We start from the raw sequence: 20,132 nt of genomic DNA, 5'->3' as shown, positions 1-20,132 counted from the left end.
CAGGGGGGACCCTGTGGGAGAGTAGGACGCCGCCGAACAATCATTCAGAAAAGCCCCCGCCGGGTTCACCGGCGGGGGCTTTTCGCATTTCCGGGGAAGGGGAGACCCGCACTGTGACGCAGGTCACGCCGGATCAAGAACCTGCGCGCTGGATCGGGCGTCTGGCTGGTGTGAGATCACGCAGGAGAGCACTGGACGAGCTGGACGAGGAACGCCTCCTCCGGCTGGTGGCCAGGGGCGACCGCGGGGCGTTCGAGGAGCTGTACGGCCGGACGTCACCGTGGTTGGCGGTGCGGTTGCGCCGTCGCTGCTCGGACGAGCAGATCGTCGCCGAGGTCATGCAGGAGACGTACCTGGCGGTGTGGCGCGCGGCCGGCGCGTTCGCCGGGAGCGCCGTGGGCGGTTCGGCCGTCGGGTGGCTGTGGACGATCGCGGCGCGCCGGCTGGTCGACGCGTTCCGGCGCCGGGCCCACCACGCCGAGCCGCCGATGGCGGCCGCCGAGCGGGCGGTGGTGCCGGGGGCGGAGGAGGAGGCGCTCGCCGGGACGGTCGGCGGTGACGTGGGCGACGCGTTGCGGCGCTTGGCGCCGGAACTGCGCGAGGTGCTGCAGGCCACGGTGCTGGACGGGTTGTCCGTCCGGGAGACGGCCGTGCTGCTCAGACTGCCCGAAGGCACGGTCAAGACCCGTGCCCGGCGGGCTCGGATCGCGATGCGGGAGGCACTGGCATGACGGCGGAACACGCGTCCCGGCGGCTCATCGCCGACTACGCGCGGGGGGACGCGGCGATGGCCGCGGACACCGTGTGGGCGCTGGAGGCCCACTTGGAGACCTGTGCGCCGTGCCGGGCGCTGCTGGCGGCCTCGGTCGTCACCGAGGCGCCCGAGGTCGCCGCGCTGCTGGACACCGTCCGGGCCGGTCTGGTCCCGCAGTTGGACGCCGCGGTCCGGGCGCCCGCCCGTCGGCGCCGTCCGCGGTGGGTGTCGGCCTGGCTGACGCCCGCGACCGGCCCGTGGCTGGCCATGACCGCCGCCGTCACCCTGCTGGCGCTGCTGCTGGACGCGGTCGCGCCGTCGGGGTCGCTCGGCGGTGCCTCGCCGGTGTCGCTGCTGGCGCCCGCGCTGCCGTTGTTCGGCGTCGCCGCGGCGTGGTCGCGGGCCCTGGACCCGGCGTACGAGCTGACCGCCTCGACCGCCCGCGCGGGCCTGCCCCTGCTGCTCAGGCGCACCACGGCGGTGCTCGCCGTGGTCGTGCCCGGGCTCCTGTTGACGGGGTGGCTGACCGGCACCATGACGGCCGCTCAGTGGTTGCTGCCCTCGCTCGCCTTCACGTCCACGGCCCTGGCCCTGGGCAGCGTCGTCGGGGTGACCCGCGCCGCGACGGCTCTGGCGGCCGTCTGGAGCGCCGCCGTGCTGGTGCCCGCCGGGGTCACCGGACGTGTCCCCGCGGCCCTGCGGCTCGCCCTGGAGCCGGGCCGGCTGCCGGTGTGGGGCCTGTTCCTGGTGCTGGGGACCGCTGCCGTGATCGTCCGCCGGAACGCCTACTCAACGTTGTGACAACACCATCGACCCTCGAAAGGGGCCACCGCATGGCGCCCATGACGAGCGCGGCCGACATCGCGCCGAAGACCTACGCCTGGGAGATCCGGGCCAGTGACCTGAGAGTCCGGGTGGGCCGGAAGAAGCTGGCCGTCGACGGGCTGGACCTCTCGCTGGGACTCGGTGCCCACGGCCTGCTGGGGCCCAACGGCGCGGGCAAGACCAGCCTGATCCGGGCGCTCGCGACGGTGCTTCGACCGGCCGGCGGCGAGCTGGAGCTGCTCGGCACCTCCGTCGGCGGGCTGGGCGACCACCGGGCGCTGCGGCGCCGGATCGGCTACCTGCCGCAGGACTTCGGCTACTACAAGCGCTTCACCGTGCGGGAGTTCGTGGAGTACATGGCCTGGTTGAAGGAGGTGCCGAAGCCGGACATCCCCGCGGCCGTTCAACGGGCCGTCGAGCGGGTGGGCCTGGCCGACCGGGCCGACCACCGGATGAGGACGCTGTCCGGCGGCATGGTGCGGCGGGCCGGCATCGCCCAGGCGATCGTCAACGACCCCGCGGTGCTGCTGCTGGACGAGCCCACGGCCGGCCTGGACCCGGCGCAGCGGCTGCGCTTCCGCGAGCTGCTCCAGGAACTGGGCCGGGACACCTGCGTGGTCGTCTCCACCCACCTGGTCGAGGACGTCGCGGCGGCCTGCACCGACGTGGTGCTGTTCGCCGACGGGCGCCTGGTCTTCCAGGGCACCCCGGACGACCTGGCCGCCGCGGGCGGCAGCGAGTACCCGGGCGACAGCCCGCTGGAGCGCGGCTACTCGGCCCTGCTCCGTGACTCCGGACAGCAGGGAGGCAACTGGTGAACGCCCGGGTGCTGCGCACCGAACTGAGGCGCTCCGTCGCCCCGTGGGCCGGCCTGGTCGTCCTGGGCGGCAGCCTGGCGGTCCTCTACGCCGTCAACGGGCTGTGGTGGCGGGGCACCGCGGCGTGGACCGGGCAGTGGACGTCGATGGCGCTGACGACCCGTTCCATGCTGGCCTACCTGTGGCCGCTCTCGGTGGGCTTCGGTGCGGTCTTCGGACTGCGGGACTCCCGCTCGCGGACGGCCGAGCTGCTGGCGAGCACGCCGCGGCCGGCCTGGCGCCGTGCGGCGGTGCCGGCCGGTGCGCTGGCGCTCGCGCTGGTGTCGGGCTTCGGCCTGCTCGTCCTGTGGGGCGGGAGCCAGGTGGCCCTGGGCGAGAGCGACTACCTGCCGGCGGGGTGGCCGGCGATCTCGCTGGTGGCGGCGCTGGCCCTGGCCGCGGGCGCCGTGTTCGGGATGGGCCTGGCGCGGACCCTGCCCTCGGTACTCACCCCGCCGATCCTGGTGGTGGGCTCCCTGGTGACGGTCATGTACCTGCGGCAGACCACCGACACGGCCCTGCCGTCGGGCCAGGCGCCGAACCGCCTCTCCCAGCTGTCCCCGGTGACCGACATGCCGCGCGAGATGCTGCTGACCCTGTCCGGGGCGGTGGACCTGGGGCAGGTGCTGTGGTTCCTCGGCCTGCTCGGCACCGGCTTCGCGCTGCTGACGGCCTCGACCGTCCGGGCCCGGCTGCTCGCGGCGGCTCCCGTGCTGGCCGGTGCGGCGCTGGCCCTGCTGGTCCTGCCGGCCGACCCGCGCGACACCTGGGTGGTCGACCGGGCCGCCGCGGCCCTGGTCTGCGACGGTCCGGTGTGCGTGACCCGGGCGAACGGCGCGCAACTGCCCGTATTCGCGCCCTCCGGCAAGGAGGCGCTGCGGGTGCTGCACGACGCCCTGGGCGACCGGGCGCCGGCCGCGGTCCACGAGGAGACCACGCTGCGCGCGACCGGCGACGACCGTCAGCTCTCCGGCGACACGGTGCTGGTCGACTTCGACGACCCGCTGATCGCCCGTGCGACGGGGGCGGAACTGACCCGCCTGCTGGTCGCCCAGGGCCTGGCGCCGAACTGCCGGCCGCGCACCCCTTGGGAGGGCGGGGGGCTGGACGCCGTCGCGGCGCAGAGCGTCGTCGCGAGCTGGGCCCTCGGCGACCGTCAGCTCCAGCCGTTGCAGAAGCCGGAGGACAACAGGTACTCGCAGGTCGCGTGGGCGAACGCGACGGCTGCCTGGGAGAAGCTGACCGCGCTGCCGCGGGCCGAGCAGCGTGTGCGGATCGCCGAGGTCCGGGCCGCCGCGCTGTCCTGCGGGGACGAGCTGGCGTCGCTGACCGGGGAGGCGTCCCGATGAGGTGGCTGAGCCTGTACGCGCGCTCGCGGCAGGCGCCCGCCTCGGCGGCCGTCGTCCTGCTGGTGGTGCTGGCGGGGTGGGCCTTCGACCACGACGGCCCGGGCCCGATGGGGTTGGGGACGGCGGTCCTGGTCCTCACCGTGAGCGTGGCGGCCGCCTCCGTCGGGCTCGGCGGCCAGGACGCCGCGCTGGACCGGACGGCCGCGATCCGGTGGGTGCCCCGCCGGGCGGCGCACCTGCTGCTGATCGGTGCGTTCGCCGCCGCGGCGCTGCTGGCGCTGCGGCTGGTGGGGGCGGAGCCCGCCCCCACCGGGTACGTGGTCCGGGACGCCGCCGGGCTGGCCGGCCTGGCCGGGCTCGGGGCGGTGCTGTGCGGGGCGCACCTCGCCTGGATCCTGCCGACCGGCTGGCTCGCGGTCACCGTCCTCAGCCCGGCCGCGCCCGGCACCGTGGGGGAGGTGGTGCACTGGATGACCTTCTCCCCGGTCACCACGGTGTCCACCGGGACGGGCTGGGTCCTGCTGGCGGTCGGTACCGCGCTGTACGCCGTGGTGGGCCCGAGGCGCTGACCGTCCGGCCGGTCGAGCGCGTCGGCCGACGCCGGCCGAGTCCCCGGGGGAGGTCCATGGGCCCCCGGGGACTCGGCCGTTTCACGTCCCCGTGGTGTACGGGGTCAGGTCGACGTTCCAGGTGTGCACGCCGCCCTCGTGGACGGTGATCGCGACCGGCTCGTCCGGGTGCTCGGGGTCGAATTCCGAGCGCACGCTGTGGGTGACCACGGGGCTGGTCCAGGCGGGCAGGTTCCGGTTCCAGGTGCCGTTGTTCGGGGCGACCTTCCAGCGGAACGAGACGCTGTACTCCTGGAGCCAGTACCCGGGGGACATCCGGGCCGAGGTGGAGAAGCCCGGGTTGTCGTTGAACTCGATCTGGTTCTGGGCGTCGACGATGACGGCGTTGGTGTAGTTCGGGCGGTAGGGGCCGTCCTGGACCCAGTCGCGCGCCGAGTCGTGCTCGCCGTAGCTGCCGTCCTTCGCCCGGACGACCTGGACGTTGGAGTCGGTGACCTCCTGCCAGAAGTGGTAGTTGGTGGAGACCCGCTGCGGGGCGCCCGGCGGGTTCTTCAACCGGGCGACCTGCCAGAAGCCGATGCTCTGGTCGTCGTCCATCTTCTGGGTGGCCGGGCCCTCGTAGCCGGACTCGAACTCCAGCACCGGCCGGGCGAGGTCGAGGTTCGCCGCGCGCGCCTTGCCCCGGGTGGTGCGCGCGGGCGGGCTGCTGCCGCGCACCTCGGCGACGTCCGCGTTCCGCTTGGGCATCCGCTGCACCGCGGCCGTGGCCGCCGCGGGGGATCCGGCGTGGGCGGGCGGCGCCTCCGCGCGTTGCAGCGGGGCCGCGAGGGCGCGGACGGCGTTGGCCTCCGCCTCGCGTTCGTAGCGGTCGGACGGGTCGGAGATCCGCAGGCCGTCGCCGCGGTCGGTGCCGGTCACCGGGCCCTGGCGCTGCTGGATGACGTGGGTGAGCTCGTGCGCCAGGGTGTGCCGGTCGCCGCCGCCCTGCCCGAGCACCACGTGGTTGCCGGAGGTGTAGGCGCGGGCGCCGACCTCGGCCGCGGAGGCGGCGGCCGTGCTGCCGGTGTGCAGCCGTACGTCGGAGAAGTCGGCGCCGAGGCGGGCCTCCATCTCGCTGCGGGTGGGGCCGTCCAGGGGCTTCCCGGCGGTGCGCAGCACCTGGGGGACCAGGGAGCGCTGGAGCGGCAGTTCCTCCGGCCCGGCGCCGTGGGCGCCGCAGTCGTGGCCGCTGTGGGCGCCGTGGGCGCCGGATCCGGCCCGGGCCTGCTGGACGAGGCGGCTCACCGCGGCGTTGCCGAGGGTGCGTTGCAGGGCGAGGGCGGTGCCGGGCCCAGGGCCCGGGCGTGGTGCGCGGGCGGCCGGGGAGTTCCCCCGGTCGCTTCGCTGGTCGGCCTGCCGGTCCGGTTCATGAGCGCGCACGGTGGTCGGATTCCTTCCGCCTTGTGGCGATTCGGTGCATATAAGGCCTCGAAGGCGTCTCCGGTGCGGGAACGGTTCAAAGCTACTGCTGTACTGATGACACGTCAGGAGGGCGTCAAGGGCAGACTTCGCCGTCCCCGGGGGAACAGCCGGTTGCCCCGGCAGGCCCCGGCCGGGTTCCCCGGGAGGGCACGTGGCCCGTATTGGTGGGGTTCGAACGGGTTGTCGCCCGGAGCGCGGACCGGGTGTGACGTCCGTCCCGTGTTGACATGGTCACGGGCCGTGAGAGGAGATACGGAAGGGGAAGATCACGGAGGAGAACGGGGTGATTCCGGCGGAAGGGGCCCATTGACACCGTTGGGGCATCGGGTGCACCTTTCCGGTCCGGTCGCGGGAGGGGAGGGCACCGTGTGCACCGGGTCAGTTCCCCTGCCTGATGTCGCTCAACGTTCCGCTGATGTTGAGGAGTTCGTGACAGGTGGCTGCCTGCTTGCCCGAGGCCGGAGTGCCCGGGGACTCGCAGGTCACGCTCGCCGTCACCGCCTGGTCCTCGGAGACCTGGATGGGAGTCACCCAGTGGTAGTCCTGGTTGCGGAAGGTCTCCAAGGCGATGGTGTTGATCACCTTCTGGCCGGCCGTGATGGTCACGACGCCCTGGTCGCCCTGGAAGTTGGCGATCACGAGGTCGGTCATGTCGAAGACCTTGCCGTGCGGCACCTGGTAGCTGCCGGTGGACGCGGCGCCGCCGCCGGTCTGTACGTCGATGGTCGCGGAGCTCTGCCGCCCGGTGCCCGGCTCCGCCAGGCCCGGTCCGGGGGCGGGGCGGCCGCCGCTGCTGGTGGCCTGCCCGGAGCCCGGCTTGCCCGGTGCGCTGGGGTTGCCGCCGGAGGGGACGCCCGGGCCGCCGCCGGGTGTGCCGGCGGGTGCGGCCGGGGTGGCGCTCTGCTGGGCGACGGCCTGCTGGGCGGCCTGCTTGGCGGAGCTGCGCACCGCCGGGCGGACCAGGGCGAACCAGGCCAGCAGCAGGGCGATCAGCGCCGCCAGCAGGGCCAGCAGCCACTTGGGGAAGATCGGGAGCTGGATGAACTCGCCCTCCAGCACCGGGCGTTGAGCGGCGCCGGGAGGGGTGGGAGCGGGAGCAGCAGCGGGAGTGGGAGTGGCGGCGGCAGCGGTGCCCTCGGCAGCTCCGCCGCCGGTGTCCTTGCCGTCCTTGGTGTCCCTGCTGTCCTTGCCGTCCTTGCCCCCGCCGTCGGGGGCCTTGCCCGCAGGGGCCGGCTCGGGGCCCACCGCGACCTGGAACGGCCAGGAGGCCTGCTTCCCGAACCAGATCAGCTTGCGCGCGCGGGCCTGCAGGCGCAGCTCCCCGGACTCGCCGGGCTCCAGGCGCAGCCGCTCCGGGGTGGCCCGGAAGCGCAGGTCCTCGCCGGCCTGAGTAGGGGTGAGCACCACGGTGTCCGGGGCGTTGCCGAGGTTGCGCACCGAGGTGCGGTAGCGGCCGCGCAGCCAGCCGCGGCGGCGCCGGGGCGCGAGCGCGGCCTGCAACTCCTGGAAGGGCGTCACGGTGACCGTGGTCTCCGGCACCGTCACCAGCTCGGGGCGCTCGGTCGGCAGGACCCGGATGCCGAGCGGGAACTCCCCGGCCCGGGCGGCGGGCGAGCGCGGTGGGGCGAGGCGCACCGTCACCGTCTCGGACGTCCCCGGGAAGAGCGAGACCCGGGCCGGTTCGACCGTCGTCCACGCGGCGCAGTCGCCGACCACCTCCAGCGTGTACGCCTCCACGATGTCCAGGTCGTTGCGCACCGTCAGGGTCGTGGTGGCCACGCCACCGGGCGCCACCGTCAGCGCGGGCAGGCCGAGTTCGGCGGATGTGGTCATGGCGTGACGGTAGGGCCGGAGGACCGTCCGCGGAGAGGGCCGTACGGGCAAGCCGTGGGCACACCCCTTGCCCGTACGGGCCCGTACGGACGGACCGGCCCTGCCCGGCGCCGTCGCGACCGACCAGGCGGGGCCCGACCGAGCCCCCACCGGGGCCCCGACCGGGCCCCCGACCGGCCCCGCGCCACGGCGCCGGGCCGCAACAGCCGCAGGACCGCAGGAGAATGGAGTGTTCCGATGACATCGATCGAGGCGACCCGCGGAGAAGCCGTCACCAGTCGCCGGGGGCCGGCGGCACCGCCGTCCGTGCCCGCCCGCCCGGCCGGGGCGCGGATCCCGGTGCAGGGGCGCGCCCGGCCGGCCCAGATACCCGTGGCGGTGTACGCCGAGGACCTCATCCTGCAGACCGGGGTGGTCCAACAGCTGCGCCAGCGGCCCGAGGTGGAACTGCTCAGTGAGGCCGACGCGGGCCGGGCGGAGGTCTCGCTGCTGGTCGTGGACGCCCTGACCGAGGCGGTTGCCGACCATCTGCGCCGGCTGCGGCTCGCCACCTCGGGCCGGATCGGCCTGGTGGTCGGCCAGTTCGAGGCCGGGGGGCTGCAGACCATCGTCGAGCACGGCGTCGCCGCCGTGCTGCGCCGCTCGGAGGCGGACCAGGACCGGCTGGTGCACCTGATCACCGCCCTGGCCAACGGCGAGGGGGTGATGCCCGGGGACCTCCTCGGCGAACTGCTCGACCGGATCGGGACGCTCCAGCGCACCATGCTCGACGGACGCGGCCTCACCCTGTCGACCCTGACGGCCCGGGAGGCGGAGATGCTGCGGCTGGTCGCCGAGGGCTTCGACACCAGCGAGATCGCGGCCAAGACCTCGTACTCGGAACGCACCGTCAAGAACGTGCTGCACGAGATCATCACCCGGCTGGGGCTGCGCAACCGGGCGCACGCGGTGGGGTACGCGATGCGGCGCGGCCTGATCTGACAGGGAGGGGCAGGGCGCCAGGCGCGGACGGATGTCCCCAGCGCCCGCGCCGCGGCGTCCTGCCCTTTGCGGACACCGGCCGTTACCCCCGGCTCGGGTGCCCGGGCCCTGTTCCCGGGCGCCCGGGCCGGTGAGACTGCGGGGGAGACCGCCCCTGCCACCCTGTGAGGTCGAGCGTGATCGGCGCCACCGCCACCCCCCGCCCCGTCCGGCGGCCGGCCCGGGCCGCCGTCGCGGTGCTGCTCGCGCTGGCGACCGCCGTGCTGACCCTGGGCTCCGCCCCTGTGACGCCGAGCGGCCGGGCGGCCCCGGCCGTCACCGCCGAGGACCCGGCCGCCGCGCGGATCGTCTACGCCGGCACCAACCACCGCGGCCTCGGCCGGGTGACCGGCGGCGCCTCCAGCACCCCGCTGTTCGGGCCCGGTCCGGTCCACTTCGACCAGGACCCCTCCGCCCGCGGCGGCGAACTGGTCTTCACCAGCCTGCGGGACAGCCCGCTGCCCCAGGTCTACCTGCGCGAGGCGAACGGCGCGGTGCGCCGGCTCACCAACGGCATGGACACCGCCCACCCCGCGCTCGCCCCGGACGGCAAGGGCGTCGTCTTCGAGGCGCTGGAGCCCACCGCCGCCGGCGGCACCCAGCACGTGCTGTGGGCGGTCAACCGGGACGGCACCGGGTTGCGCCGGATCACCGACGGCGCCGCCGACGAGACCCACCCGACCGTCTCGCCCGACGGTCAGTGGGTCGCGTACTCCTGCACCGGCGACCCGGCGCACCGCCAGATCTACCTGCGGCCGTTCACCGGCGGCGCGCCCGTCAAGATCACCAACGTGGCCGTCGGGGACGCCGTCGACCCGACCTGGAACCCGGTGAACGACGACGCCCACCGCAACCAGATCGTCTACACCTGGGACAAGGGCGGCGACCAGGGCCGCACCCTGATGCTCACCTCGCCCACCGGCGGTGACAAGGCGTTCTTCCCCGGCACCGGCTCCACCTGGCGCACCGGCTCCGCCTCCTGGCTGGCCGACGGCACCGGCGTCCTCTTCCTCAGCGCCGACCAGCTCACCTCCCCGCCCCCGGCCCCGCAGCCCGACCCGAACCAGCCGCCCGTGGTGAACCTCTACCGGGCGCCGACCTGCGACTGCACCGACCCCCAACTCCTCTACCGCACCAACCGGTTGATCTCGACCCCGACCTGGCTCGGCACCCAGGCCGAGGGCGGCCCGGTGGTCGAGCAGACCAGCGCCGCCACCGCCAACACCGCCGACGTCCAGGACGTCCGCCAGGACGGCACCGACCCGCGCGACCTCGGTATCAGCGTGCTCACCGAGGACCCGGCCGCCGACACCAACACCAACCCCGACCCCGGCGCCGACCCGCTCTTCCACCCCCGCCCCGGCTACGACCCCTGGTTCGAGCGGCAGAGCTACACGCCCGACGGCCGCCAGCTCGTGGTCACCCGCTACGAGGACTCCCCGGCCGGGCGGATCCAGCGGATCTGGCAGGCCGACGCCGACGGCTCGAACCCACACCCGCTGAACCTCGCCGGCCGCGGGCCCACCGACCGGGACACCGACCCCTCGCTGTCCCCGGACGGTCGGCTCATCGTGTTCAGCCGCAGCACCCCGGCCGCCGGCCAGACCCCGGCCCGCCCCGGCCGGCTGCTGATCGCCCAGGTGGCCACCGGCGCGATCGTCGGCACCGTCCAGCCGCCCGCCGACCAGCCGGGCGCCTCCGACGGCGAGCCGTTCTGGTCCCCCGACGGCAAGCTGATCGCCTTCTCCCGGACCGCCGTCGTCAACGGCAACGCCGGCAACCTGCACATCTGGACCGTCGCCGCCGACGACCTCACCCGGCAGCGCGACCTCAGCCGGGCGGCCTGCCCCGGCAGCTGCAACGTGATCGACGACAGCCCGGTGTTCTCGCCCGACGGCCGACGCCTCGCCTTCAACCGCAAGGCCGGTGACGGCGGCAACAACCGGCAGGACGGCCTCCTGGTCACCTCGCCCACCGGCACCGACTGCGCGGTGCTGCTGCCCGCCGGGCTGCGTGACGACAAGGGCGCCTGCACCCGGCCGCTGCCCGACACCACCGCCACCGGCCCGTACCAGCCGCGGGACGTCGCCTGGACGCCGAACGGCGCCCAGCTGGTGCTCACCTCGCGCCGGGCGCTGCCGCCCAACTCCCCGGAGGGGCTCGGCACCTACGACCTCGCCAGCGGCAAGCTCAGCCCGCTCGACTGGCGGCTGCCCGGACGGCAGAAGGAGCCGGCCGTCCAGCAGTCCGTCCACCTGGCGCTGAGCGCGCCGCCGCGCACCCCCGCCGTGCAGGTCGACGGCGGCACCGACGTCACCGTCACCGTCACCAACCACGGCCCCGCGCCCTCGCCGGGCACCGTACTGACCGCCTCGGTGCCCGGCGGCGCCCGGCTCGGCAGGCTGACCACGCCCGTCGGGACGTGCGACGCGGCCGCGCTGCGCTGCGAACTCGGCACCCTGGCTCCGGGCGCCGAGGTGCGGGTGACCGCCACCCTGATCGGTACCCGCACCGGTGACCAGCCGTTCGGGTGGAGCGTCACCGGGGCGGTCGTCGACCCGGACCCGGAGAACGACTCCGCCGAAACGGTCCTGCCGGTGCTGAGCGCGCCCACGCCCACGCCCACCCCCACCGCCTCGCCCAGTCCGACCCCGACCCCCAGCTCGACCCCGACCCCGACACCCGCGCCGACCACCCCGAGCAGCACGCCCACCCCCGCACCGCCGCCGTCCCCCGCGCCGCCGCAGGCCGGCCCCACCGTCGCGGTCGACGCCCAGCCGAACCCCGGCTACGTCGGCGGCCACGTGACCGTCAGCTACACCGTGCGCAACACCGGCCAGGCCCTCGCCACCGGCCTGCGGCTCACCCTAGGCCTGCCCCCCGGCGTGCCCACCGAGGCACTGCCGCCCGGCTGCCGGGCCGGCAGCTGCGCGCTGGCCGACCTGCGCCCGGGGCGCAGCCAGGTGGTCCGGGTGGTGCTCTCGCCCGTCGCGGTGCTGGACACCACCGTCACGGCCGAACTGACCACCACCGGCACCGACGCCACGCCCGGCCCGCACCGGGCCAGCACCCCGCTGCGGGTCGTCCAGCCGCGGATCGTCGCCGTGCCGCCGATCGGCAAGCCCGGCTTCGTGACCTCCGTGCGCGGCGTGGACTTCCCGCCCGGCGCCCCCGTCCGCTTCACCTGGAACCCCGGCATCACGGCCGCCGCCGCGCCCACCTACCCCAAGGCGGACGGGACCTTCGCGGGCCAGCTGCTCATCCTGTCCAAGGACGAGACCGGCCCGCGTACCATCACCGCCGACGGCCCCGGCTTCTCCCCGGTCACCACGCCCTTCCTGGTGGTCGAGGGCACCATCGGCCCGCCGGGGGAGGTGGACCGGCGGTGACCCGGGTGAGCGACGAGGCATCGCGGCTGCACCGGAAGTCGGCCCGGTCGACTTCCGGTGCGGCCGGGTGGTCGGGTGCGGTGCTGGATCAGTGGTCGGCCGGCGGCCGGGCCGGAGCAGCAGGGGAGGTGGGGCAGCGGTGATCCACGAGGTCGACGAGGCGCTGCGGCTGCTGCTCGCCGAGGCCGGACTGCCGGAGCGCGGCGTCGAGGTCGTCCTCGACGCGCCCACCCGGGACCTGGCGGCCCGGCGCACCGCGCCGACGGTCAGCGTCTTCCTGTACGACGTCCGCGAGGACACCGGGCGGCGGCAGGCCGGCGCCGTCGCCGAACACGACGCCGACGGCCTGGTGGTCGGCCACCGGGCCGCGCCGCGCTGGTTCGAACTGGCCTACCTGGTCACCGTCTGGACCAACCGCCCGCAGGACGAACACCGGCTGCTGGCCGAGGTGTTGCAGTGCCTGACCGCCGTCGACGCGCTGCCCGCCCGGCTGCTCACCGGGACGCTCGCCCGGCTCGGACTCACCGTCGGCCTGGACATCGCCGGGCGTGACACCGGCCTGCCGTCGGTCTCCGACGTCTGGTCCGCGCTCGGCGGGGAGCTGCGGCCCTCGATCGACCTGCGGGTGCTCGCCCCGCTCGCCGGGGCGCTCACCCCCGCCGGACCGCCCGTCACCGAGGGGCTGGTGGTGCACGCCAGGGACACCAGCGGGGACACCGGCACGGACGCCGGCACGGACACTGCTGGGGACGCCCGGCCGCCCGCCGACGGCCCCGGCCGGCGGCTGCGCTACCGGGGCGCCGCCACCGACCCCGGACCGGACGGCTTCGCCGCCCCCCGCGACCGCGCCCTGCCGCCCGGCCGCCGCAGCAGGGGTGGGAGCGGCAGGGGCGGAACCAGCAGGGGCGGAGCCAGGTGAGCCCGGACCTCGCCCTGGCGGTGCCCGGCGCCCCGCCCGACCACGACACCGACCGCGACCACGACCACGACACCGACCACCTGTGGGACCGCCTGCACCGGGTCGAGCAGCGCGTCCGCGCCGCGGTGCGCGAGCGCCGGGCCGACGACCCGGACCCGGACGACCCGTACCGCGGCCAGTACCTCGGCCCGGAGGCGGTCGAGCGGATCCTGGCCTCCGCCGCCGTGACCACCGGCCACGGCACACCGGCCGGCCAGGACGCGCCCGCCCCGCCGCCCGGCTCCCGGCTGGCCCGGCTCGGCGCCGCCTTCGGGCTGCTCCCGGTCGACCTCGACCTGCTGCTGGTCGCCCTCGCCCCCGACCTCGACCCCCGCTTCGAGCAGCTCTACGGCTACCTCAACGACGACCTGACCCGCCGTCGGGCGACCGTCGGGCTGGCCCTCGAACTGTGCGGGCTGCCCGGGGCCGGGGCCGGCCGCTTCCGCTTCGCCGTACGGGCCCCGCTGATCGCCGGCGGCCTGCTGGAACTCACCGAACCGGACCGCCCGCTGCTGTCCCGCACCCTTCGGGTGCCGGACCGGGTGACGGCCCACCTGCTCGGCGAGGACGAACCGGACGACGCCCTCGCCGGACTGGCCCACCGCGCCGACCCGGCCGCCCGTCCCGAACCGATGGGCCCGGCCGGGGCGCTCACCCCCGCCGAGGCGCAGGCCGTCGACCGGCTGCGCGCGGCCGCGACGGCGGCGGGCGGCGGAGCCGTCTACCTGCTGGACCGGGGCGGCCACGCCGGCCCGCTCGCGGTGGCCGCGCTCGCCGCCGACGGCCGCCCGCCGCTGGTCGTCGACGCCGCCGCGCTGGCCGCCCGCCCGCCGGGGGCCACCGTACGGGTGCTCGCCCGTGAGGCCCGGCTGGCCGGGGGCGGGGTGGTGCTCGGCCCGCTGGACCGGCTGGAGCCCGAACGCCCCGAGCGGGCCGCGCTGTTGCGTGAGCTGTGCGCGGAACTCGCCGCCGTCCCGCTGATCGTGCACGGCCCCCTGGTGTGGGACCCGGCCTGGTCGCGGGAGAGCCCGGTGGTGGTCACCGCCCCGCCGCCGGACGCCGACGGCCGCGCCGGGCAGTGGGCCCGCGCACTGGCCGCCGCCGGGACGCCGCTGGACGAGGAGCTGACGGACGGCCTGGCCGAGGCGGTGGCCGCCTACCGGGTCGACCGGGAGAAGCTGGCGCGGGCCGCCTCGGTGGCCGCCCGGACGGCCGCCGCCGAGCGGCGCCCGGTGCGCGCCGAGGACCTGCGGGCCGCCGTCCGGGCGCAGAACGCCGCCGGCCTGGCCCGGCTGGCCCGCCGGATCGAGCCCGCCGTCGGCTGGCCCGACCTGGTGCTGCCCGACCCCACCGCCGACCGGCTGCGCGAACTGGTGCTGCGCGCCCGGCACCGCGACCAGGTGCTCGGCCGGTGGCGGATGCGCCCCGGCGGTGGCCGCGGCAACGGCGTGATCGCCCTGTTCGCCGGGGAGTCCGGCACCGGGAAGACCATGTCGGCCGAGGTGGTCGCCGCCGAACTCGGCATGGAGCTGTACGTGGTGGACCTCTCCACCGTGGTGGACAAGTACATCGGCGAGACCGAGAAGAACCTGGAACGGATCTTCACCGAGGCCGCCCAGGTCAACGGCGTCCTGCTGTTCGACGAGGCGGACGCGCTGTTCGGCAAGCGCGCCCAGGTCAAGGACGCCCACGACCGGCACGCCAACCTGGAGACCGCGTACCTGCTCCAGCGGATGGAGTCCTTCGACGGGATCGCGCTGCTCACCACCAACCTGCGCGCCAACCTGGACGAGGCGTTCACCCGGCGGCTGGACGTCATCGCCGAGTTCCCGCTGCCCGACCGGGCGCAGCGCCGGCTGCTCTGGGACCGCTGCCTGGGCCCGGCCCTGCCCCGCGGCGTCGACCTCGACCTGGACTACTGCGCCGAGCACTTCGAGCTCACCGGCGGCTCGATCCGGGCCTGCGCCGTCTCCGCGGCCTACCTGGCCGCCGGGGCTGGCACCCCGCTGGGCATGGCCCAGCTGGTCGCCGCCGTGGTCGGGGAGTACCGCAAGCTCGGCCGGCTGGTGCTGGAGAGCGAGTTCGGGCCGTGGCTGGAGCGGCTGCGCCCCGCCCCGGAGCAGCCGGGGGCTGCCGGGCGCAGGTGACCGGAGCGGCTGCGCCCCGCCCCGGAGCGGCTCGGGCCCGTCGGGCGCACGTGACCGGAGCGGCCCGCGGCCGCCGGGCGCACCCGGCCGTGCCCGCCGGGGCAGCGATCCTGCCCCCGATCTTGACCGCGGGGACATGTCCCCGGACACCGCCCCGGCCGCAGACTCGGGGGCGAGTGAGACGTAACGACCGGTCATCTGGAGGAGCGCGTATGCCGTCGTACCTGACCCCGGGCGTGTACGTGGAGGAGGTGCAGTCCGGTGCCCGGCCGATCGAGGGCGTCGGCACGGCCGTCGCCGCCTTCGTCGGCTTCGCCGGCAGCGGCCCCTTCCACGAGCCCACGCTGGTGACCAACTGGGACCAGTACGTCCAGCGGTTCGGGGCGTTCACCGAGGGCACCTACCTGGCGCACGCGGTGTACGGGTTCTTCGCCAACGGCGGCGGCTCCGCCTACGTCGTGCGGATCGGCGACCCGGCGCGGCAGGCCCCCGGAGGCGCCCCCGCCCCGGCCGTCGCGGCGGCCCCGCCGGTGGAGATCGGCGGCTTCCTGGTGTCGGCCCTGCCCGGTGCGGGCGGCGAGGTCTCCGTCGAGGTCGCCGACGCCGAGGGCGAGAACGTCCCCGACGACCGGTTCCGGCTGATCGTCCGCCGGGGCGCCGAGGTGGCCGAGAGCTACGACGTCTCCACCCGGAAGAACACCAAGGGCTACCTCGTCACCCAGCTGCGCGAGTCCAAGCTGGTCGCCGTCGCCGAGCAGCCGGGCACCGCGCCGAGCCGCCCCGAGCGCCGCACCCACGCGCTCGCCGCCGCCCCGACCCCCGCGACCGGCCCGGTGGTGGCCGCCGGCACCCGGCTGGATCCGGCCGAGTACGTCGGCGACGCGGCCGCCCGCACCGGCTTCTCCGGCCTGGAGGCGATCGACGAGATCACCATGGTCGCGGTGCCGGACCTGATGAGCGCCTACCAGCGCGGCGACCTCGACGACGAGGGCCTGCGCACCGTCCAGCTCGCGGTGATCTCGCACTGCGAGCAGATGGGCGACCGGATCGCCGTGCTGGACCCGCCGCCCGGCCTCAACGCCCAGCGGATGCGCAGCTGGCGCCAGGACGAGGCCGGCTACGACTCCCGCTACGCCGCGCTCTACTACCCGTGGATCAAGGTGTTCGACCCGGCCACCGGGCGCAACGTGCTGGTCCCGCCGAGCGGCCACGCCGCCGGGGTGTGGGCGCGCAGCGACGCCGAACGCGGGGTCCACAAGGCGCCCGCCAACGAGGTCATCCGCGGCGCCGTCGACCTCGAACTGCGGCTCAGCAAGGGCGAACAGGACCTGCTGAACCCGATCGGCGTCAACTGCGTCCGGGCGTTCCCCGGCCGCGGCATCCGGATCTGGGGTGCCCGCACCCTCTCCTCCGACCCGGCCTGGCGCTACCTCAACGTGCGCCGGCTCTTCAACTACCTGGAGGAGTCCATCCTCCTGGGGACCCAGTGGGTGGTCTTCGAACCCAACGACGACCGGCTGTGGTCCAGCATCCGGCGGAACATCACCGCCTTCCTCACCGAGGAGTGGCGGCGCGGGGCGCTGTTCGGCCAGACCGCGGCCGAGGCCTTCTACGTCAAGTGCGACCGTGACAACAACCCGCCCGAGTCCATCGACCTCGGACAGGTGATCTGCGAGATCGGCGTCTCCCCGGTGAAGCCGGCCGAGTTCGTGGTGTTCCGGCTGGCCCAGTTCTCCGACAGCACCAGCCTCCTCGACGAGTGAGTCGCGGCCCCACCGCAGACCCACCCGTCGGCCCCACTGTCGATACGCATCGGAAGGTGACCACACGCCATGGCTGAAGGCGATCCGCTCTCCACACACATATTCGGCGTCCAACTCGGCGGCTACAACGTCGAGTCCGTCAAGGAGATCAGCAACCTGACGGTCGAACAGGACGTCGTCGAGTACAAGCAGGTGACCCAAGAGGGCAAGCTGATCGTCCGTAAGCAGCCCGGCGCCCGACTGCCCGGCGAGGTGACCATCACCCGAGGCCTGGACAAGAGCGGCGCGTTCACGGACTGGATCAAGGAGACCCTCAACAACGGGGCGATCAACACCGCCCGGCAGAACCTCACCATCGAGGTCAAGGACACCACCGGGGCCACCCTGCGCCGCATCCAGCTCACCAACGCCTGGGCGAGCCGCTGGGAGGGCCCCACGCTCAGCGCGGGCGAGTCCAGCGCCGCGACCGAGACGGTGACCATCGTGTTCGAGGAGATCCGGGTCGAGTGAGGCGCAAGATCGGCCTTGAGGAGCTGCTGGAAGGTGCCCCGGCCCCGCAGAACCCCGCGCCGCAGCAGGCGGCTCCGGGGCAGGCGGGGCCGGTCGGGCCGCCCCGGCGACAGTCCCCGCACACCGAGTTCGAGTTCGAGCTGCCGCTCGGCTACGTCGACGACGAGGGCACCGTGCACCGCCACGGCGCCATGCGCCTGGCGACCGCGCGCGACGAACTGATGCCGCAGATCGACCTGCGGGTCAAGGAGAACCCGGCCTACCTCAGCGTGGTGCTGCTCAGCCACGTGATCACCCGGCTGGGCGACCTCACCGAGGTGCACACGGGCATCGTCGAGCGGATGTACGCCACCGACGTGGCCTTCCTCCAGGACCTCTACCAGCGGATCAACAGCGAAGGCCACACGCGCGCCGCCGTGACCTGCCCGCACTGCGACGGCGCCTTCGAGGTCGACCTCGCCGGTGGGCGCCTGGGGGAATCGTGACGTACGCGCCTGCTCGGCTGTACGAGGAGATCGCGTACATCGCCTACCACCTCCACTGGTCGCGGGAGGACCTCCTCGACCTGACCCACCACGAGCGCGGGCAGTGGGTGCGCGAGGTCGCGCGGCTCAACTCCCGTATCAGTGAGGGTGGGTGAGGGGGGTGGGGCTGCGGGACTGGATCGGGCGGCGGCGCGGCGGGTCCGGCGCCGGGGTTGCTCCGGGGTCGGGTTCTGACGCGGGTTCGGGCTCTGACGCGGGCCCGGGCTTGGCGTCGGGTTCGGGCTCGGGTTCCGGGGCTGCCGGGGTCGCGCGGCCGCGCCCGGCGGCCGGGGACGGGGGCTGGCGCGCCGTGGCGCCGCTGGTCCCGACCCTGGCCGGGGCGTCGCCGCGCGGGGTCAGCGACGGTTTGGCGTTCCGCTCCCGGCTCTCCGCCTGGCAGGACCCTTCGCTGAGCGGACCGCTCGGCCACTCCGTGCTGCCCTCCGCTCCGGCGGGCATCCTGCGGGCGGTCGCGGTGCCGGGCACCCCGTCCGTGACCGTGGGCGGCGGGGACGAGCTCGTCCTGCGGCCGAGAGTGGGTGCGGGGGAGGAAGAGCCCCCGGGACCGTTGGAATCGGCGGGACAGGTGGCACGGCAGCGGACCGGCCCTGTCCAACGGGCTGTCCGGCTGCGGCAGTTGCCCGTACGGTCGCCCGGGTCCCGTGCGGTGCGTACGGGCGGCGCCGATCGGCGGGCTGGGGCTGGGGCTGGGGCTGCGGTGCCCGGTCCGTCCCGCAGTGCCGTTCCGGCGGCGGGTGCGGCAACTGATGCTGTCGAGGCCGGAGTTGTGGAGGCACCCGCTGGTCCGGCGGGTCGTACGGTGCGGCAGCCGGAGGCGGTCGCCGGGGTGCCACGTCGGAATGGCGTGGCAGGTCCGGCCGTTCAGCGTGCGGTGCGACCGCGGGCCGTCAGCGCGCCGCTGACCGTGGCGCGGCGCCCCGGGGTGCTGCCCGTGCGGCCGGTGGCGGCCGTTCCGGTGCCGAGTGGGGCCACGCCGGAGGTCGTCGGCGAGGTGTCGAGCCGGGGTGTCGAAGCGTCGCAGCCGGTAGCTGCGGCGGAGGAGACGGCCCGTGCTGAGCGGGTGCCCGAGCGCACCGGGTCGGCGGCCCGAACGGTGCCGTCGGGCCCGGGCGGCGCCGCCGACGCGGCAGTGCAGCGGGCTGCGGCGACGCGTGGTGCGGCACCGGCCCGTCCGGTGCTCGGCGCGCCCTTGACGGCGTTGCCCGCGAGTGCGGCGCCGCTGGCCGCCTCAGGCCCCCGGGCGGCCGAGTCCGCGCCGGGTGCCCCGGCTGCTATGCCGGTGGTCCGCGCCGAGCCCGGGGCCACGGGCAGTGGGGAGCCTGGGAGTAGCGAGCGGGCAGCGCGTGGGTTCGGGCCTGGGCCCGTCGGCGGCGCGTCCGTCCAGCGTGCGCCGTCCTCGCCGACCGCTGAACGCGCGTCCCGGGTGCCGTCGCAGCCGGCCCCGATCACGCCCCAGGCCTCGGCCTCGGCTCGGGCCCAGGCCTCGCCCCCGGCCCAAGCGCCGACCCCAACGTCAACCCCGCCCCAGGCCCCGGCGCGCCCGCGCTCGGGTCTGGGTGCGCCCCTCGATGCGATACCGCCGACGGCGGCAGCCGTCGGCCGTGGCGCTCTGTCGGCCGGTGGGCGGCGGCGGGTCCGGCGGGGCTCGGTCGCCCTGCCGGGAAGCGGTGGGCCGAACGCACCGACCGCCGGTGGGGGTGCACCCGTGCAGCGTGCGGTCGAGCACCACGTGACTGGCCCGCACTCAGCAACACCAGTTCAGGCAAGCACAGGTGAGTCATCGTCACATCGTGTCCACGCAGCCGCGCCCGGCCCTGCCGGGGTGCCGAGTGCGGCCGGACGTGTCGGCGGCGGCCCGGTGGTTCCGGCTCGTCCGGCCGGAGGCGGTCTGGGCGTGCAGCGGGCCGTCGAATCCACCGCCCCGAGGCGCGGGTTGATCGGGGAGCGTCCGATGGCGGTCGCCCTGGCGGCAGCGTCGGTGCCCTTCGCGGGCGGCGTCGGCGCCCGGCCGGGGGCCGCTGCGGTGCCCGCCGCCCCGCCGGTGGTTCCGGTGGCCTGGCCCAACGCCCTTGCGCGCCGTACGGACTCGGAGTCGGACTCGGAGCAGGGTTCGACGGCCGCGCCGCAGCCGAGGTCGGCTCCGGCGCCACGC

Annotated in this window: 16 protein-coding genes; 13 read left to right on the top strand and 3 right to left on the bottom strand. The window is 75.5% G+C overall.

Annotated features, from left to right (window positions below; genetic code table 11):
* Positions 1–170: 170 nt before the first annotated feature.
* From AB0F71_RS36260 to AB0F71_RS36240, 5 genes are read left to right on the top strand one after another with little or no spacing between them, the layout of a single operon-like run.
* The gene (locus AB0F71_RS36260) at positions 171–731 is read left to right on the top strand and encodes an RNA polymerase sigma factor (RefSeq protein WP_360244265.1); all 561 of its coding nucleotides are present in this window, start codon (positions 171–173) and stop codon (positions 729–731) included.
* A complete protein-coding gene (locus AB0F71_RS36255) occupies positions 728–1,555 on the top strand; it encodes a zf-HC2 domain-containing protein (protein WP_360244262.1) in 828 nt (275 codons plus the stop codon). The genes AB0F71_RS36260 and AB0F71_RS36255 overlap by 4 nt, the downstream gene beginning before the upstream one ends.
* A 32-nt stretch (positions 1,556–1,587) precedes the next feature.
* Complete coding sequence (locus AB0F71_RS36250) at positions 1,588–2,397, top strand: ATP-binding cassette domain-containing protein (RefSeq protein ID WP_360244259.1); 810 nt, start codon at positions 1,588–1,590, stop codon at positions 2,395–2,397.
* Positions 2,394–3,785 carry a hypothetical protein gene (locus AB0F71_RS36245; protein ID WP_360244256.1) on the top strand — a complete coding sequence of 464 codons (1,392 nt, stop codon included), beginning with the start codon at positions 2,394–2,396 and terminating at the stop codon, positions 3,783–3,785. Before AB0F71_RS36250 ends, AB0F71_RS36245 begins: the two co-directional genes overlap by 4 nt.
* Positions 3,782–4,354, top strand: coding sequence for a hypothetical protein (locus AB0F71_RS36240; protein ID WP_360244253.1), 573 nt, complete (start codon positions 3,782–3,784; stop codon positions 4,352–4,354). Before AB0F71_RS36245 ends, AB0F71_RS36240 begins: the two co-directional genes overlap by 4 nt.
* 81 nt (positions 4,355–4,435) lie before the next feature.
* Here the strand turns inward: AB0F71_RS36240 and AB0F71_RS36235 are convergent, their stop codons facing one another.
* Positions 4,436–5,638, bottom strand: coding sequence for a DUF4157 domain-containing protein (locus AB0F71_RS36235; protein WP_360244271.1), 1,203 nt, complete (start codon positions 5,636–5,638; stop codon positions 4,436–4,438).
* Between the two features lie 555 nt (positions 5,639–6,193).
* Complete coding sequence (locus AB0F71_RS36230) at positions 6,194–7,648, bottom strand: hydrolytic protein (RefSeq protein WP_360244250.1); 1,455 nt, start codon at positions 7,646–7,648, stop codon at positions 6,194–6,196.
* 237 nt (positions 7,649–7,885) lie between these two features.
* Between AB0F71_RS36230 and AB0F71_RS36225 the strand changes: the two genes are divergently transcribed.
* The 8 genes from AB0F71_RS36225 (at position 7,886) to AB0F71_RS36190 (ending at position 18,075) form a co-directional block, all read left to right on the top strand.
* Positions 7,886–8,629: a LuxR C-terminal-related transcriptional regulator gene (locus AB0F71_RS36225; protein WP_360244247.1), complete on the top strand. Its 744-nt coding sequence runs from the start codon at positions 7,886–7,888 to the stop codon at positions 8,627–8,629.
* 176 nt (positions 8,630–8,805) lie between these two features.
* Positions 8,806–12,057, top strand: coding sequence for a hypothetical protein (locus AB0F71_RS36220; RefSeq protein ID WP_360244244.1), 3,252 nt, complete (start codon positions 8,806–8,808; stop codon positions 12,055–12,057).
* A gap of 139 nt (positions 12,058–12,196) precedes the next feature.
* Positions 12,197–12,976: a DUF4255 domain-containing protein gene (locus tag AB0F71_RS36215; RefSeq protein WP_360244241.1), complete on the top strand. Its 780-nt coding sequence runs from the start codon at positions 12,197–12,199 to the stop codon at positions 12,974–12,976.
* Positions 12,977–12,996: 20 nt separating this feature from the next.
* Positions 12,997–15,162: an ATP-binding protein gene (locus AB0F71_RS36210; protein WP_360244268.1), complete on the top strand. Its 2,166-nt coding sequence runs from the start codon at positions 12,997–12,999 to the stop codon at positions 15,160–15,162.
* 212 nt (positions 15,163–15,374) lie between these two features.
* Positions 15,375–16,925, top strand: a complete 1,551-nt coding sequence (locus AB0F71_RS36205; RefSeq protein WP_360244238.1) for a phage tail sheath family protein — start codon at positions 15,375–15,377, stop codon at positions 16,923–16,925.
* 69 nt (positions 16,926–16,994) lie between these two features.
* A complete protein-coding gene (locus tag AB0F71_RS36200) occupies positions 16,995–17,435 on the top strand; it encodes a phage tail protein (protein WP_350509413.1) in 441 nt (146 codons plus the stop codon).
* Entirely contained in the window at positions 17,432–17,920 is a 489-nt protein-coding gene (locus tag AB0F71_RS36195) for a hypothetical protein (RefSeq protein ID WP_360244234.1), read from the top strand. The genes AB0F71_RS36200 and AB0F71_RS36195 overlap by 4 nt, the downstream gene beginning before the upstream one ends.
* A complete protein-coding gene (locus AB0F71_RS36190) occupies positions 17,917–18,075 on the top strand; it encodes a DUF6760 family protein (protein ID WP_360244231.1) in 159 nt (52 codons plus the stop codon). Before AB0F71_RS36195 ends, AB0F71_RS36190 begins: the two co-directional genes overlap by 4 nt.
* 766 nt (positions 18,076–18,841) lie before the next feature.
* Here AB0F71_RS36190 and AB0F71_RS36185 read toward each other — a convergent pair.
* On the bottom strand, positions 18,842–19,285 hold the full coding sequence (locus AB0F71_RS36185) for a hypothetical protein (protein WP_360244228.1): 444 nt from the start codon (positions 19,283–19,285) through the stop codon (positions 18,842–18,844).
* Positions 19,286–20,132: the final 847 nt, after the last annotated feature.

The sequence above is a fragment of the Kitasatospora sp. NPDC028055 genome (assembly GCF_040637885.1).
GTDB lineage: Bacteria > Actinomycetota > Actinomycetes > Streptomycetales > Streptomycetaceae > Kitasatospora.
This window is presented reverse-complemented; position numbering and strand designations above follow the sequence as displayed.